This window comes from Paenibacillus sp. TAF43_2, assembly GCF_052113545.1.
GTDB lineage: Bacteria > Bacillota > Bacilli > Paenibacillales > Paenibacillaceae > Pristimantibacillus.
The window spans coordinates 19875-37323 of sequence record NZ_JBFRDK010000043.1; the positions used below are offsets into that span (position 1 = coordinate 19875).

Consider the following 17449-nt stretch of genomic DNA (forward strand, 5'->3'; position numbering starts at 1 on the left):
ATAGCAGCAGATAGATGAGCGGACTCATCGCATCCTGCGCTTACCCAACAGTAGAATATAAGCTAAACATCGGCAGCATGATCGCCATAACGATCAAACCAACAACGCCAGCCAGAAATACGATTAAAAGCGGCTCAATTAATGACTTAAGACGGTCAACCGTGTTGTCGACGTCCATTTCATAAAAATCAGCTACTTTCGAGAGCATCTGATCGAGCGCTCCCGTTTCTTCTCCGACCGCTATCATTTGCGTAACGAGCGGCGGGAACACCCAAGATTTTTTGAGCGGATCGGATAACGGACTACCTTGTCTTAACGAGTCTCCTGATTTGCGAATTACTTCTCCGATAACCTTATTGCCAACTACTTGCTCTACGATAGCCAGAGACTGCAATACCGGCACGGAACTCGCATACAGGGAAGAAAGTGTCCTAGTCATTTGTGCGATGGCGCCCTTCTGGAGCAGCTTGCCGAAAATCGGAATCTTCAGCTTCGCATAATCAATAAAGTAACTTCCTCGCTCCGAGCGTATCGCAAATTGATAGGCAGTGAGGACAGCTACTAGAGCCAGCACCCATATATACCACTGATTAGATATACTATCGCTTAATGACAATACGACTTTCGTAATCATCGGCAATTCAGCGTCAAATGAAGCGAACATCGTGACGAATTGCGGCACAACACCTTGAAGCAAGTAAACGACCGCCGCGAGAGACATTATGCCAACTACAATCGGATAGGTCATCGCCGATTTGATCTTTTCCTTCGTCGTATGTGCTTTTTCGAAAAATACAGCAAGACGATCCAGCGTACCCTCTAAATCTCCCGTYTCCTCGCCTGCGCGAACCATGCTGATGAACATAGGCGGGAAAATCCTCTTATGATCCTGCGCTGCTTGCGAGAACGAAACCCCTCTTAGCAAAGACGAGTTCACATCAACTAAAGCCTTTTTCAGTGGTTTGCTCTCCGTCTGCTCAGACAAAATGGCGGTTGACTCGACGAGTGTAACACCTGCACGAATGAGCGTTGCAAACTGTCTGCAAAAAATAATGAAATGAATCCCTTTTACTGGATTCCCAATGTATAGCTCGGTTGATAAAACCGTATATCGAACCTCTTGAACCGACAACACCTTTAAGCCTCGTTTACGGAGCTCCTCCACTGCAGAAGYTTTATCCATGCTCGAGAGCTTGCCTTTAATCAGCCGTCCGGTGTTTGCCTTGACTTGATAGTTATATTGCGGCATTAGAGTCCTCCCTCCACCAAATAAGATTTGGCTACCAGCGGATCAATCATGCCCTTTTGCAGCAATTCCTTAATCGACATATCGAGAGTATGCATCCCTAACGCTCGACTTGTCTGCATCACGCTTCTAATTTGATGAACCTTCTCTGTACGAATTAAGTTTGCTACTGCCGGAGTATTGACTAGAATTTCTGTCGCAGCAATTCTGCCTTGACCGTTTATTCGAGGAAACAAACGTTGAGATATGACTGTCACTAGAACCGCAGCTAGCTGTGCTCTAATTTGCGCCTGCTGATGACCTGGAAAAGCATCGATAATACGATCAATCGTCTGAGGCGCATCCGTAGTATGTAATGTAGCCAGCACGAGGTGGCCTGTCTCTGCAGCCGTTACGGCAGCAGCAATCGTCTCCAAATCTCGCATTTCCCCTACCAAAATCACATCTGGATCTTGCCTGAGCGCAGCACGCAAGCCATTGGAGAAACTTCTTGTGTCACTGCCTACCTCGCGCTGATCGATAATCGATCCTTCGCTCTTATGTACGTACTCAATCGGATCTTCCAGCGTAATAATATGTTTCTTCTGCGTTCGATTGATATAACCTAAAAATGCAGCCAGCGTTGACGATTTCCCACTCCCAGTCGGGCCCGTCACAAGAATTAACCCTTGAGGTTTATTGGCAAGAGGCGCAATCATCTGTGGAAGCTGAAGCAGCTCCAGTGTAGGAATTTGCGTCGGTATTAATCTTGCCGCAATACTTACATTGCCCTGCTGCCGATAAATATTAATCCGGTAACGGGAATAGCCCGTCATGCTGTAGGAGAAATCAATCTCCCCTTGATCCTGAAAAAATTTCATTTGCTGCTCATTAAGCATCGAACCCGCCATTTCCATAGCTTCCTCTGAGTTAACAGGCTCGACTCCACTTGCTTTTAAACCGCCGTTTACCCGAAATGTTGGGGCAGAACCAACCGAGATATGAAGATCGGATGCTTTCTGCTCATGGGCTTGCCTAAGCAGATCCATTATTTTCTCTTTTGCAGACATGTTACCACCCTCCGCCTAATGTGCTACCGTCTCGCGCAGCACTTCCTGCAGCGTCGTAATCCCACGTGTTACTTTTTCCAAGCCGTCGTCCATCAATTGAATCATACCTTGCCCTGCTGCCGCTTCACGCAATTGTTGAACCGATGCCCCTTCGTTAATAAGCTCGCGCAGCTCATCATTTACAAACAATACCTCGTGAATAGCAACTCGGCCGCGGTATCCAGTATTGTTGCAGCTTCCACAGCCTTTGCCTTTTATAAGCGTCTCTATCTCAATTGAACGACTTCTCAAAAATATTCGTTCCTGGTCGGTCACAGCATGCGACTGCTTGCAGTCCGCACAAACGCGTCGGACAAGCCTTTGCGCAACAACGCCTACGAGAGAGGAAGCAATCAAATAGGGTTCAACACCCATATCTCTAAAACGGGTAATCGTACTAACCGAATCATTCGTATGTAAAGTCGACAATACCAAATGCCCCGTCAACGATGCACGGATCGCAATTTCTGCAGTCTCGCTGTCTCGAATTTCACCCACCATAACGACGTTCGGATCTTGCCGCAAAATAGAGCGCAGTCCCGCTGCAAATGTCAGCCCGATATTCGGACTCACATGCACCTGATTGATGCCTTCCAGCTGATACTCAACAGGATCTTCAATCGTAATAATATTTGTATCTTCCTGATTCAAATGCTGAAGTCCAGAATATAAAGTAGTTGTTTTACCGCTGCCTGTAGGGCCAGTAATAAGCAAAATTCCGTACGGCTTGTCGATCATTTCTTTAAATAAGGTGAAGTTATGCTCGTTAAAGCCTAGCTGGTCAATGGCCTTCACACCTGTACTTAAATCGAGAATACGCAATACAATTTTTTCACCGTGTATTGTAGGAAGTGAGGATACGCGAATATCGACATTTTTAAAATCAACCTGCATCTTGATGCGTCCGTCTTGAGGCAATCTGCGTTCGGCAATATTGAGCTTTGCCATAATTTTGAGCCTGGCTGTGATGAAGCCTTGCATTTGCTTCGGAACCGTCTTCTCCGTTCTAAGCACACCATCAACCCGATAACGAATCGATATTTGCATCTCGCCTGGGTCCACATGTATATCCGATGCCCTTAGTTGAACGGCTTGCTGAATCATCTGATTCACAAGGCGAACGACCGGCGAATCTTCATCCATCACTTCTATTTCTTGAATATCATCCGAAGAAGAAAGATCGACCAGCATCTGATTCATGGAATCTTGAAGACCGTAATGACGAGCAATAGCTCGTTGTAGTTCATCTCTGCTTGAAATGGCTGGTTCGATACGGAAACCCGTGCTCATTCGCAATTCTTCTATTGCAAAATAATCAAGCGGATCGGCCATTGCGACCATCAGCCTTCCGCCTTCTTTTTGAATCGGGATAGCTTGATATCGTCTTGCCATGCTCTCTGGAATAATCTGAGCGATTGCCGGATCTATTTGAAATTTGTATAAACTCACATGCGGGATACCGAGTTGGAACTCTAAAACCTCTATTAGTTGCTGTTCGGTAATATAACCTTGTGTAATGAGCAAGTCACCCAGCTTTTGCTTGGTCTTACTCTGTTCACGCAATGCTTCCTGCAGCTGCTCCTCAGAAATCAGCAAGCTCTCAACAAGCAAATCTCCTAGTCTTTTTTTGATTGCCGCCACAGCTTCAACCCCTATCTCTATCCCTATTCAAATGCCAATAAATAGTTTTATACATTTGGTTCTATATACCTACTTCACATTGAATCCTATTTTTATATCTACAATATTCGTACTCTTATATGTATTTCGTTAGTTTATCTTGCAACAACTAGCGTTGTCGCTTACACTGATTATATCCTACATATGGCAAATTACAACAGTTTTCATTGCAATTTTTAGGTAATAAGACTCATTTGATTTTAGTTTACAAGGAGGAAAGGATCATGAATCTATCATTTCTTAAGAAAAGAGTTTCAATCGTTTGCATTATTACGATACTAGCTATGACTTTTACATACATCGGGGTTCAGCCTTACTTAGTTAAAGCAGCAGTGCCTAGCACCACGATTACATTGAGTAATAATTCGAAGTTTGTTTCCGTGAAGAACGATTCAATTAGCGTTAGTACAAACCAATATTTCTTTGATGAGTTATTTGAACTCGAGGATCATGGAGATAATATTGTATCTATTAAGTCCAAGAGCAGTAATAAATATCTTTCTTATTCCACATCAACTAATTCAAATTCGATCTATAGATTGACTTTAATTGCCAAAAATGATCCTAGCGCAACTGAAAAATTTGTAAGAAGTATACTTACTGATGGTACTGCTACATTTAAAACAATTAAAAACACTAATTTGGATCCACGCTACGTAGAAGTAGGGTCCGCAACACTTGTAGTTCAAAACCCCATTACTTCTGATGCGAATAATAATCAAAAATTCACTTTGCCTTCCAAAAAATTCCGCCCTACTATAAACGTATTGGAAATTACAGAAACAGGTGTTTCTGATTTGAACGCCATCATCGGCGGTAATTCCCTAATCACAATAAAAACGTTAAAAATGAAACATTTTGTGGCATCACGAGAACAGTTAGATGGTAACTATGACGCGATATACATTGGTAAGGGTAGTTATAATATCACACTCCCTACTCAAAGCTCTACGTCAAGTGCCCATAATACTGCTAGCAAGCAAAATGATATTACTCAATTAAAAGCTACAGAGATTATTAAAAACTTCGTTGACAAGGGGCTTCCCGTAATACTCTACAGCGATGACAGCAGCAAAAAAGGATTACTATACCAAGACGATCTTGGAAGCGGTAATAACAAAAAAGAAGCTCTTTTGAAAAAGAACTTCTCCATCTACAACCAAACTGGCAAGACTAAAAGCAACGTAATTTTTGTGAACAATAATGACATTTCTAGCCAAGCTAATTTTGTATCAAAAATCAATCTTCTGGATAAAGGGAATATTAGACCTTTACTCACCTTAACCGAGAAGCCTGACGGGTACACATCAACTTCTACAAAAAAATACTCTCCTGATGAGATCATCACATTTAAGTATGCAGTCGATAACCTTGGCGATGTCGCTTCCAAAAACATTAATTTAAACTTATATATTGGAACTGACAGCTCTCTGCCATTTGGCGCTGAACAATTTGTTACTTCTCAAACAGTTACAGAGAAGAGCGGTACGCTTACGTATAAGCTTCCACCCGGATACTCTGGTCTTCAATATTGGAGGCTCGAGCTATCTGAATTCGGCAGTCCTTTAAAAGATATTCAAACTGGTGTATACCGCTTCCAAGATGAGAAAATCAATATTAAAGTACTTCAAGTATTGCCGAACAAAAACACAAACGACAGCAATTTAAACAATAATTTACAATCCAAAGATTTAATAACTAATGATTATGGCATTACCATCGATACGACCTCAATTACTAATTTTAATAACAGCGGGTACAACACATTAAACGGAAAATATGACATGCTCATATTCGGATTTGTCGATGAGTACAACAACTTTGCACCAATCGGTAATAACGCAACAGCTGCTGTACAGCAGTTCATAAGTACAGGTCAGAGCGTTATGTTTACGCATGATACTATTTTTGTGAATAATAATAGCGAAAGTCAAAACTGGCTCAATAAATTCCAAACGACAACTGGACAAATTGCCCCACGTACAGACATGGGACTCGGAAATCCACTACAAGCTACATCAACAGAAAAAGTAAATGAAGGACTATTAACGCAATACCCTTTTTTATTAAACGAATCCACACAGGTCGCTACGACGCACAACCAGTATTTCACTCTTGATTTAGAGGACGCTACTGTTATCCCTTGGTACAATATGATCGGTGGTGTCCGTACTTCCGGTGACAGCTGGAATCATTATTACACGTATTCAAAAGGCAATGTGACCTATTCAGGTTCAGGTCATACGAATAAAGGCTTCCCAGCGTGGGAGCAAAAGTTGTTTATCAATACCATGTATAGAGCATTTATGGGATCTAATCATGCTCCTCAACTGACTGTCTTCAGTCCAATTGAGTATAATCAAGCCGACAATAACTTTATCCCCTCCTATCAGGATCTTCTGATTAACTACAAGGCTGAGGATTTCGACTTGAACGATCGAGAACTAACAACATCAATAAACCTGATATACAATGAAAAATCTTATCCTGTAACAACTAACGAAAAGATTCTATCAGGATCAACCGTGAATAAGACTGTTACTAATCCTCTTCCAAACGGCGGAGATTTGAAAGTACAAATTATTGCTAGCGATGCTAAAGGTGCTGAAGTAGTTAAATTCATAAATGTAAGGGTTGTAAAAGTCTCCTCCAACCTCGAGCTGAGTCGTACCGTTTCCAGTAATGTCGTTCAGGAGACCGTTGAGAAAGATACAGCAGCAACCTTCACTTATACACTGACACCTAGACCAATAAACAGAAACGAAGCACTTGCCGCTGATCGAATGATCGTTACATCGTTGAAATTTAAAGAAACTTTTCCTGCTAATTTAGAGATAGGAGCACTTCCGACTGATTTTAATAAGATCGGTACTTTGGCTACAGGCTACACTGTCACTGGAACAATTAAAGATATCAGATATACGCTTTCTGGAAACACATACACTGCTAATCCGTTTACTTTCAGTATTCCGGTTACACCGAAAAAAGACGGGTCTTATCCATTACTTGATGCCCAATTAGACTTTAAAGATATTGGTGAGCAGGCTTCCAAAAAGCTGCAATTCCCACATTATGTATTAAAAGCAATTACTAAAATCAAGACGGTAACTGTAAATAATAAAACGATTTTAGTAGGTGACAGACTGCCTTTGATTCCCGTATTTACGCCTGAAGATCCTACTAATAAGCAACTGATCTGGACGTCTGATCATCCAACTGTTGCTTCCATCGATAGCAGTACTGGCATTATTACAGGCATCACATCAGGTACTGCACACATAACTGCGTCAACAACTGATGGCAGTAAAATTACAACAAGCGCAGTCGTTACCGTTATTAGCCCAGGGCTTAATATTACTGGCCCTGAAAATGTCGCCGTTAGTGAATCCATTATTCTGGAATCAAAACTATTTACAGCAGATTATGAGAATATCACGTCCTATAACTGGAAAGTCACATCAAACACTGGAAATATAAGCTTAAGCAACACCAGCGGCAGCTCAACGAATGTACAAGGATTATCAGCTGGCGATGCAACCATTACCCTAAAGGTGACTACTGATCAGACAGATCCTGTAACGAACAAAAAAAGAGAATATACCGCGACAAAGACAATATCGGTATACAAGAAGCTAATAAGTATCGATTTAGCTGATGCAACGCTTTTACTTAACGAAACAAAGCAAATGACACCTGTGTTTAATCCAGTCGATGCAAAAAACAAAGCGGTTACCTGGTCATCGAGCGATACCTCTATTGTAAATGTCGGAAGTGACGGTAAAATTACAGGGGTTGGTATTGGAGCAGCAACGATTACAGTTACAGCTTCGGATGGCAGTGGGATATCCAAAAATGCATTAGTAACCGTGACAATACCGAACCCAGTCATTAGTGGACCAAGTAATATTCCATTAGGTACGAGCATTGCATTATCGGCTGTCATTCCTGCTTCTGGCAATGACCCGATTAAAACAGCAGTTTGGAGTGTTACGGAAGGAAATGCGAATGGTATTTTGACTTCACAAGCACAAGACTCTGCAACACTTAAAGGCATAAAAGCTGGCAATGTAGAAGTTAAACTAACGGTGACGACGAACGCAGGGCGTATTTACGTTTCTAACAAGCTAACCATTGAAGTAAACCAGGTTAAATTGAAATTGTTAAACAGCAAAACAGTTGACCCAGGAGCAGTTGTAGAATTATGGGGTGAACTTCAATCCATTCCTAGAGATGGTAAAGACAAAATTAAAAACGAGCTTTTATGGAGCAGTAGTAACAACGAGATTGTGAGCGTGAATGTTGACGGAGTGATTACTGCTCTTAAATCAGGCACAGCAACAATCACGGTAGCTTATACAAATGATCCAAAGGTTGCTGCTCAGATCACCATCATCGTTAATAATCCAACCACAACAACAACAGACGGCAAAGGAAGATACTAGTATGACAAAGCCGCCAAGCATCAAATGCTTGGCGGCTTTGTTGTTCCTTAGCTTTAATTGGGCAATAAAGGCAATAAAGTAGCCTTCAGAGTTAGTTCTCAGAAGGCTACTTTATTTTGTATACTAATTTATTAATTCAATTCTACCGACCATCACGCTTATTCGTTGCACTCTAGGCAAACCAGTCGTGTACTGTTCTTCAAAAATATGAGGGTTGTGTTCTATAATGAATCTTGAATCGAGACTGCCTAAACTTCCTATTTGAGGAGGGAAATCTATGCCAGAAGCATCTAATTTCTCTTTAACATCCCCTAAAACGGCGTTTATCGTAAGATTCTTTTTTGCAAAAAAACCACCGTTTAACCAAAACGTCGACCCTACTCCATATAACTCTGCTTCATCTTCCGTATAAAAGAAAGCATCGAGTCTATTTTTATCGATATTCTCTCCCTCGTATTTCTTATAATAGGAGAATGAATCAAATCGATTAAGCAAGATTTTTTTCTTGGATATGAGGACAAGCTGCTTTGTATCGTTTCCCACTTTCATACCTTTTATCTCAGCATCCTGTATAATAGTTTCTTTCTTTTCTGACCCTGCTCCTAAACAAAATATCGTACTATCTACTTTAATCTTCTTGCCTGAAATCGACACATTGCCCGTTACAAGTATATTAGCAGAAATGAAAAGATCACTATTGCTATCAGTGTTATTAATCGTCAAATCACCATTCACAATAAACCATTTCCCTGATTTTTTCGCCGTTTCTCCATAGGTGAGTTTTTTAAAGAGCACGCCCTCTAAATTCAGATCTCCCTGATGAATAATAGATTCTGATAACACACTGTTAAATGTATTTATGTAATTGTCATACTTCTGCTTCTTTTTATTGTAATTATCGACTTCTACGGAATTTTCAAAATTTGGTAATGGTGGCTCATGCTCAATCGAAACTTCCTTTATTCCGTTGTTGAGCAATTCATTAATAAATGGAGTCATGTTATCATCATTAAAAGCCAATTTGAGCTTACCTCGAACAACTTCATTCACCACACCAGTCGCTTCTACTGCCTTGTCAATGAACGATTGATCAATATTAATGGATCTAAATTTACTCGCATCTTTGATATGAATTTTATCATAATTAATACCGAGTATTTTTTTGAGCTCGTTCTGATCGTTTGTTAACAGACTTTTATAGCCATTTTCCGGATTTAAGTCTGAGCCTTCATAATATTTGATAGCATTGAAGGAGGGCACATATACGTCTCCATTATCTTCATTAAGCTTGGGAAACTGCGTAGGCTGTCGTAAATTCACATTTTTGTAGTCATAAAAAGCTTGGTTGTATATTTTTAATTCATCACCTGCATAAATTTTCCCTATTGCATAGGGAGCCCCATTGATAATGACATCCTCCTCAGAACCAAATGCATAATCGAGAAATTCAGGATAAGAATCAATCTGTACAGTTTGCTGCATCGCACGCTTAACACCATTAACAATCGCTTCAGATGTTAGCTTGATTTTATAGCTCTTTGGATCATTGCCACTAACAACTTCAATTTTTGTTTTGGCGTTTGCCCCGTCAAGCTTTGTATTTGTAGTATTTGATTTCTCAAACTCATTCATATATTTTTTTAAGTCTTCAGAGCTAATATCATCTCGTCCATCATACTCGGAAATTAAATAAGACACGGCTTGATTAAGAGACTTTTCCGCTAAATGAAGGCTTTGCACATCGTTTTCGCGTGTCTCTGTTCGAGTTGCTCCGCCTAAACTAGCACCTAAAATGGCAGTCCCTAATATCGTAAATAAAAGAATCATAAATATAACAAGCAATAACGCATAGCCGCGTTCATTTCGAATCATGGCATATCTCCTAGAATCCAAATTTACTTTCTAATGCTAATTGCTGTGTTTTTCCAGCGTGGGTTTGATTAAGTACAAGCTTAATCTCAATAAGTCCTGTACTGCAGGCCCCAGGCTTCTCACAAATGAGTTTGATGGTAGATGCTGGAGCAATCGTTGATTTTATTTTGAGATCGCGGTTTCCTACCATTATTTCGCCATTATCGATCTTGATCATCTTCACTTCGACGGGATCGCTTTTGGACAGCTCAATGCCATACCCCGTTGACCCTATTAAATCTGGCGCGAAGGTATACAACTCGTTAATAACAGAGGACATAACTAAATCTCCCTCATCACGCAAGGAGTTTTCAACCTCGATTTTGTTATAAGTGCCAATTCCGAAGACGAGTACTGAATATATGATTCCTCCAAATATCGAAAGCAAAGCCATTGATGCGATGAGTTCAATTAATGAAATTCCTTCTTCATTTCGAAGCTTACTAACGTATTTTCTCATTTGTTATGTAGCCCTCCACCCTTGTTACCTCACGAGCATTGTTGCTGCCCCCAATAGGCTCTACAAGAACGTTAATCGGGATTAAATAATTCGCTGTTTTTCCTTGAAGCGAAAGATCGGTCATAATGTCTTTCTGATATTCAATCGATATTTGATATGCAACACCGTTAATCGTTGGGTGAAGAACCTCAAATAATATATCCCCATTCGAAACCAGCTTTTTCACTTCTTCAGAGCAGCTTGTCGCCCCGCATGAAATCTCCGTTTTGCCATCCACAACAAAGTATTTTTTGATCGGATCAAATTCTTGCTTCTCCATATAAAATAAAGCATTCCGTGCTAGATTCACCATAACTGTCTTATTCTGATTCCCTTTCGCATAGGTGAGTGCATTCGTGAAAAATGCTGTCATTGCTAGAGCAACGATGGATAGTATTGTAAATGCAGCTAGCACTTCAATTAGTGAAAAGCCTGCTTGTCCTTCTGCTTTCTTATAAAATCTCATTTGTGATTCCTCACCCGCTTCTTCATAGCCACCATCGACATAATTAATTCCTTTTCTTCTAATCTCAGTTTACTATAGCTAGGTATATTTTTCTATGACAAAAGAACGAGTTTCGACATTAATATGAAGATTTGATAAGTCATTCGAACCATTTTTGTTGCCTTGATCACATATGTTATAATTTTCTTATGGAACAATGGAAAAAAAATCTGATCGTGTTGTGGTTCGGACAGTTTCTCGTTATGGCTGGGATGACGATGATCATTCCGTTCCTGTCCCTCTATTTGCAATTTGATTTAGGTTTAACCGATAAGCATGAGATCGGCGTGTGGGCGGGGCTTATTTTTGCGGGCAACTTTGTGACGTCATTTATTTTTCAACCCATATGGGGAAAGATGGCTGACAGGTACGGTCGCAAAATGATGCTTCTCCGCTCTGGTTTCGGTATGTCCATCGTTATGGTATTGATGGGATTTGCCACAACTCCATGGCACTTGCTGCTGCTTCGTATGGTTAATGGGACAATATCCGGCTTCAACCCTGCATCTATCGCATTAATTTCAGCAACAACGCCTAAAAACAAGATGGGCTTCGCGATGGGAACGATTCAATCAGGAGGCATTGCCGGAACGATACTTGGCCCATTTATTGGCGGCTTGCTCGCGGATTCCATTGGCTTTAGGCCGATCTTCTACCTGACAGGAGCCTTGCTGTTCGCAGCCTCGCTGCTTGCTCTATTTGTTGTAAAAGAACCGTTTGACCGCATGAAAGCAGCTGCTCGCGTGCAAGCCTCCGTCATCGAAGGTTTTCGGAAGTTAAGCGGCATTCCTCAGCTTACTGCGTTATTTGCCGTCACTTTTCTCATTCAATTCGCTATGATGAGCCCAATGACGCTTATTCCGCTTTATGTTCAGGAGCTTCACGGGACAACGGCCAACCTTGCTTTCTTGGCAGGCTTCGTCGGATCAGTCACCGGTCTCTCTAATCTCGTGTCCTCGCCGCTGCTCGGTAAGCTTAGTGACCGAATCGGCGCAGAGCGTGTACTTGGCGTAGCACTTGTTGGTTCGTCGCTCGCCTTTATTCCGCAAGCGATGGCAGGCACTGTATGGCAATTGCTCATTGCCCGCTTTTTTCTTGGCATCTTTCTCGGGGGGCTTATCCCAGCCGTAAACTCCCTTATTCGAAAATACACACCTGACGGTATGGAGAGCCGTTCCTACAGCTTCAACACCAGCACAATGAGTCTAGGCAACATGATTGGCCCGATCACGGGTGGTGCCCTCTCCGGTTGGATCGGCATTAAAGGTTTATTTCTTTTATCTGCGGTCATGCTCATGATTAACGCTGGATGGGTATGGCAGTCGCTGCTTCGCAAGCGGCCACAGCCAAAAGAGCCGGTCAAGGACGGCTGATCGATTACATGGAGACAGCAAAGGGTCATGAAGGAGAGTGTAAATTCCTTCATGACCCTTTTTTAGATTAAAGTTGTACCTTCGTTGTACATGCATATAGGTTCTTATTGAGTTCAAACGAAACGACACATGCGACATCTACCGTATGAGCACACATATGCGCTTTAAGTTTACTTCCAACGCCAAATAGAAGCTGTAAGAACACATAGGTTCTTACAGCTCACAAATCAACGTTACTCCTACCCCATAAGCACACATATGCGCTTAAAGCCTACTCCGAGCACTCCCAACACGCCAGATAGAAGCTGTAAGAACACATAGGTTCTTACAGCTCACAAATCGTCGCTACTTTCACCCGATAAGCACACATTTGCGCTTAAAGCCTTCTCTGAGCACTCTCAACACGCCAAATAGAAGCTGTAAGAACACATAGGTTCTTACAGCTCACAAATCAACGTTACTCCTACCCCATAAGCACACATATGCGCTTAAAGCCTACTCCGAGCACTCCCAACACGCCAAATAAAAGCTGTAAGAACACATAGGTTCTTACAGCTCACAAATCAACGTTACTCCTACCCCATAAGCAAACATATGCGCTTAAAGCCTACTCCGAGCACTTCCAACAAACCTAACTCCCACCACCAATCAAAAAAAAGCCCTGAACCCCTCCAGCATTATACCGATGGAGGTCAGGGCTTGCTCTTTTACTTCACAATCGCTATCGCTAATCCATCGTAGCCCGGCAATATCGTGCTCTGCAAACGATCGTCTGTTGCGATGATCTCATTAAAAGAGCGCACGGCACGAACCGCTGGACCTTCCTTAGCTGGATCGATCGTTCTTCCGCGCAGTAAAATATTATCGCCTACAATAATCGCCCCCGGATTAGCGAGTGCGATCGCGTAGTCCAGATAGATGGGATATCCTTCCTTATCTGCATCGATAAAAAAGAAATCAAACTTCCTGCCAGCAGACTTCAGCTCCGCAAGGCTTTGCTTCGCATCACCGACCCTATACTCTACCTTATCTCCGAGTCCTGCTGCTTCCATATGCAGCTTGGCTAGATCAGCATAGTTTTGCAGCAGCTCAAGCGATACTAATTTACCGCCCTCTTGCAGGCCCCGTGCCAAGCAAATGCCGCTATAGCCGCCTAGTGCTCCAATTTCAATAATATTTTGTGCTTTCGACAGTGATACAAGCATCGTTAACAGCCTGCCATACCCATCAGCAACTGATATATCAGGCATTCCATTAGCCGCTATACCTGCTTTTGTACGCTCAAGATCAGCATCTGCCACATAAAGCGAATCCACATATTGTTCATTTTGCAACGTCATTCTACTCTCTCCAATTTTACAATTTGTAAAAACAAGCTAGTTTGTCCTATACTTGATTGTATGTTTTTGTTCACGGGGTTACAAGCTTATGCTTTAGATATGAAGCTAAGGTCACCAAGAATTAATGAAAAGAGAGTGTAAAATGGAAAAGTTACAATTGATCGCAACTGCGCCAATGGGGCTTGAAGCGGTTGTTGCACGTGAATTGAAGGATCTAGGTTATACCGATCTTCAGGTAGAGAACGGACGCGTTAATTTCACAGGCGGTCCTATCGATATTTGCCGCACCAATCTTTGGCTGCGCACAGCAGGCAGAATTCTAATCAAAATGGGAGAATTCCCTGCTACCACCTTCGATGAGTTGTTTGAGGGCACCAAAGCGCTTGATTGGCCGACATGGATTCCGAACGACGGTGAATTCCCTGTAAATGGACGCTCGCAAAAATCTCAGCTGACAAGCGTACCCGCCTGCCAAAGTATCGTAAAAAAAGCGGTCGTTGATAAAATGTCTGCACGTTATGGTACCGAATGGTTTCCCGAAAACGGCGGACGTTATGTAATAGAAGTTACGCTTATGAATGACCGTGCCATGCTGACACTGGACACTACAGGCGATGGCTTGCATAAACGTGGATACCGGAAAGTAGCTACCGAAGCTCCAATTAGGGAAACGCTTGCCGCTGCTCTCGTTCAGCTTAGCCGCTGGCGTCCTGATCGGCCGCTCTATGACCCATTTTGCGGTTCCGGTACGATATTAATTGAAGCAGCAATGATTGGCTGGAACATCGCACCTGGCCTTCGCAGAAGCTTTAACAGCGAAGGCTGGCCGCTTATTCCGAATGAGCTGTGGGATGAAGCGCGCGATGAGGCATTTGATTTGGTAAAAGATGATGTTCCGCTTCAAATTGCAGGTTCTGATATTGATCCAGGAGCGATTGAAATCGCAGAAGCTGCGATTAAGAAAGCGGGTTTCGGCAAAGAAATCAAGCTTTCTGTACAGCCTGTTGCCAAAGTGAAGCTTGAAGGCGATTACGGCGTCATTATTACGAACCCGCCATACGGCGAACGTCTCGGCGATGATGTACAAGCAGAGGCTGCGCTGCGTCAGTTCGGATTGACTGCGCTCCATTACCCAACTTGGTCGTATTTCTCGATTAGCCCCTCTACGACAATCGAGCACTATTTTGGACGTCCTGCGGATAAGAAGCGGAAGCTGTTTAATGGACGTATCGAGTGTAATTACTTGCAATTTTTTGGCCCGCTTCCCCCTCGCGGAAATCGATAGTAACGAAAGAGGAAGGATATTTTATAGATGTTATATAATAACCACTCGGCTTTACGCCGCTTGATGAGCAAGATTCTGATAGGGCTCGAGCGGCTGAAGGCTGTAGACTTGCTTTTATTTGTGGCTGTGATGATGGCGAAGGTTTATCTATTCAATGCTATTCTTGACGTACCAAAAATGAAAATGACCGATAAAGATGCCCTTATCGAGCTCGGAGCCATTTTATTGTTCAGCTTCTGGACTATATGGCTGCCCGCACGCGGACGGATCGTTGCACTTATCGTGTTGAATGTGATCGCATCCTTTGTTTTGTATGCCGATATTATTTATTATCGCTACTTTCAAGATCTGATCTCCGTTCCCGTATTGCTTCAGTTCAGTCAAGTGGACTCCTTAGGCGAGAGTATCGGCACACTTCTTCGAGCGACGGATTTTATTTTGTTCCTTGATTGGATTATTATCATTCCCTTTGCGATTTACGCATTATGGCGAGGGCGGAGTGATCTTCGTCAAGCGAATGAGTATCGTCGCAAGCCTGCTGGCATGCAAAAGGCAATCGTCCGCATCGTTCTAAGCGCTGTGATTTTTGGCATCGGAACATCGCTTGTTTTCACAAACGTAAATGAAGCGAAGCGTACGTGGGGACAAGGTATTTTGGTCGGCAATTGGTGGAATCTGTCCATTTACAACATGACGGGCGCGCTTGGTTTTCATGGCTATGATGTGTATCGGTATGTCAAACAACACTGGCTGGATGCGGAGACGGTTACCGCTGAGCAGTATTCTGGTGCGAAAAACTGGATTCAAGAACGCGGCGACCAGCGGAAATCGCTCGAGCAGGATGCTTTATTTGGCGCATACAAAGGCAGCAATGTCATTATGCTTCAGCTCGAAGCTTTCCAAAACTTTATGGTTAACAAATCAATGGGGGGTCAAGAAATTACCCCGAATTTAAACGATTTAATCGAGCAGAGCGCCTATTTCAGTCAGTTTTATCAACAAACCGCTCAAGGCAGAACCTCGGATGCCGATTTCATGGCAAACTGCTCCATGCAGCCCGTCACGAACGGCTCGGTTTTCATCCAATATGCACCAAACGAATTCGATTGTATGTCCAGCACCTTAAAAGCAAACGATTATGGGACATCCGTCTTCCACTCTTATGAGGGTGGTTTTTGGAACCGAAATACGATGTACAAAAACATGCAATATGATCAGTTTTACAGCTTAAAGCATTTTCAACTAGATGAAAAAATCGGCTGGGCTCTCGGAGACAAGTCTTTCTTCCGACAATCCTTTGACGTCATTGCCGATCAGAAAYAGCCCTTTTACTCCTTTCTGATCACACTCTCCAGCCATTATCCGTTCACGATGCCGGAAGAGGAGCAAAAGCTTAACCTTGGCGAGCTGGATGGTACATTAATGGGGGATTATTTGCAATCCATTCATTATGTAGACGCCGCGCTCGGTGAGCTGGTTGATCGAATGAAAGCAGAAGGACTCTGGGATCACACGATTCTCGTCATGTACGGGGATCACGACAACTCAATTAATGACTGGTCGTTGTTTGAGACTTTCCTTGGCAAGCCGCTGAATGATTTAGAGCGTCAAATGATTGTGAAGCAGGTACCATTGCTCATTCATTTGCCAAAGAACGAGCATGCAGGAACGTATACGAATGTAGGCGGTCAGCTGGATGTAACGCCTACGATCATGCATCTGCTCGGCATCTCGACGGCTGATCAATATTTAATTGGCATGCCTCTGCTTATGGAGAATCCTCTCCTTGGCAAGAAGGTCGTGCAAAGAAACGGTGCCTTCACTGATGGTACCCTCTACTTTATGCCTTCAGCAGATGGCATTGCTGAGAACGGCGCATGCTGGAACATCCAAGACAATGCATCCATACCAGTCAGCGGCTGCATAAGCGCCTTTGAAGACTCGCGCACCGAGCTGAACATGTCGGATCAAATCGTCATGAACGATCTTATCGCTGACTTTAAGGAGCAAACCGCTACAGAAGCTCGCAGCAGCAATGGGCTTGAGACAGCTGGTCGTTAACGTAGCAGCTTGGTAAGCT

Annotated in this window: 11 protein-coding genes; 4 read left to right on the forward strand and 7 right to left on the reverse strand. The window is 42.8% G+C overall.

The annotated features are described in order from the left end of the window. Window positions 1–40 precede the first annotated feature (40 nt). Genes AB4Z17_RS12140 through AB4Z17_RS12150 form a run of 3 tightly spaced genes read right to left on the reverse strand, consistent with a single transcriptional unit; the run spans window position 41 to window position 3975 of the window. Window positions 41–1249, reverse strand: a complete 1209-nt coding sequence (locus AB4Z17_RS12140) for a type II secretion system F family protein (protein ID WP_441959982.1) — start codon at window positions 1247–1249, stop codon at window positions 41–43. After that, window positions 1249–2295 carry a type IV pilus twitching motility protein PilT gene (locus AB4Z17_RS12145; RefSeq protein ID WP_441910501.1) on the reverse strand — a complete coding sequence of 349 codons (1047 nt, stop codon included), beginning with the start codon at window positions 2293–2295 and terminating at the stop codon, window positions 1249–1251. Before AB4Z17_RS12145 ends, AB4Z17_RS12140 begins: the two co-directional genes overlap by 1 nt. 15 nt (window positions 2296–2310) lie before the next feature. Then, entirely contained in the window at window positions 2311–3975 is a 1665-nt protein-coding gene (locus AB4Z17_RS12150) for a GspE/PulE family protein (RefSeq protein WP_430054107.1), read from the reverse strand. Between the two features lie 263 nt (window positions 3976–4238). Between AB4Z17_RS12150 and AB4Z17_RS12155 the strand changes: the two genes are divergently transcribed. Next, window positions 4239–8456, forward strand: coding sequence for a DUF5057 domain-containing protein (locus AB4Z17_RS12155; protein ID WP_441959984.1), 4218 nt, complete (start codon window positions 4239–4241; stop codon window positions 8454–8456). A 123-nt stretch (window positions 8457–8579) separates the two neighbouring features. On the opposite strand, the gene AB4Z17_RS12160 is transcribed toward AB4Z17_RS12155, so the two are convergent. Genes AB4Z17_RS12160 through AB4Z17_RS12170 form a run of 3 tightly spaced genes read right to left on the reverse strand, consistent with a single transcriptional unit; the run spans window position 8580 to window position 11332 of the window. After that, window positions 8580–10328, reverse strand: a complete 1749-nt coding sequence (locus AB4Z17_RS12160) for a hypothetical protein (protein WP_441959986.1) — start codon at window positions 10326–10328, stop codon at window positions 8580–8582. Window positions 10329–10338: 10 nt separating this feature from the next. Further along, the gene (locus AB4Z17_RS12165) at window positions 10339–10827 is read right to left on the reverse strand and encodes a PilW family protein (RefSeq protein ID WP_441910505.1); all 489 of its coding nucleotides are present in this window, start codon (window positions 10825–10827) and stop codon (window positions 10339–10341) included. Next, complete coding sequence (locus AB4Z17_RS12170; protein ID WP_430054114.1) at window positions 10811–11332, reverse strand: type IV pilus modification PilV family protein; 522 nt, start codon at window positions 11330–11332, stop codon at window positions 10811–10813. Before AB4Z17_RS12170 ends, AB4Z17_RS12165 begins: the two co-directional genes overlap by 17 nt. Before the next feature lie 188 nt (window positions 11333–11520). Between AB4Z17_RS12170 and AB4Z17_RS12175 the strand changes: the two genes are divergently transcribed. Continuing rightward, complete coding sequence (locus tag AB4Z17_RS12175) at window positions 11521–12744, forward strand: MFS transporter (protein WP_076266798.1); 1224 nt, start codon at window positions 11521–11523, stop codon at window positions 12742–12744. 707 nt (window positions 12745–13451) lie between these two features. Here the strand turns inward: AB4Z17_RS12175 and AB4Z17_RS12180 are convergent. Further along, window positions 13452–14084, reverse strand: a complete 633-nt coding sequence (locus tag AB4Z17_RS12180; protein ID WP_441913040.1) for an O-methyltransferase — start codon at window positions 14082–14084, stop codon at window positions 13452–13454. A 142-nt stretch (window positions 14085–14226) separates the two neighbouring features. On the opposite strand from AB4Z17_RS12180, the gene AB4Z17_RS12185 reads away from it, so the two are divergent. Further along, window positions 14227–15369 (forward strand): THUMP domain-containing class I SAM-dependent RNA methyltransferase, encoded by a 1143-nt coding sequence (locus AB4Z17_RS12185; protein WP_441913042.1) that lies wholly within the window; start codon window positions 14227–14229, stop codon window positions 15367–15369. 63 nt (window positions 15370–15432) lie between these two features. After that, window positions 15433–17430 (forward strand): LTA synthase family protein, encoded by a 1998-nt coding sequence (locus AB4Z17_RS12190; RefSeq protein ID WP_441959987.1) that lies wholly within the window; start codon window positions 15433–15435, stop codon window positions 17428–17430. Window positions 17431–17449 lie beyond the last annotated feature (19 nt).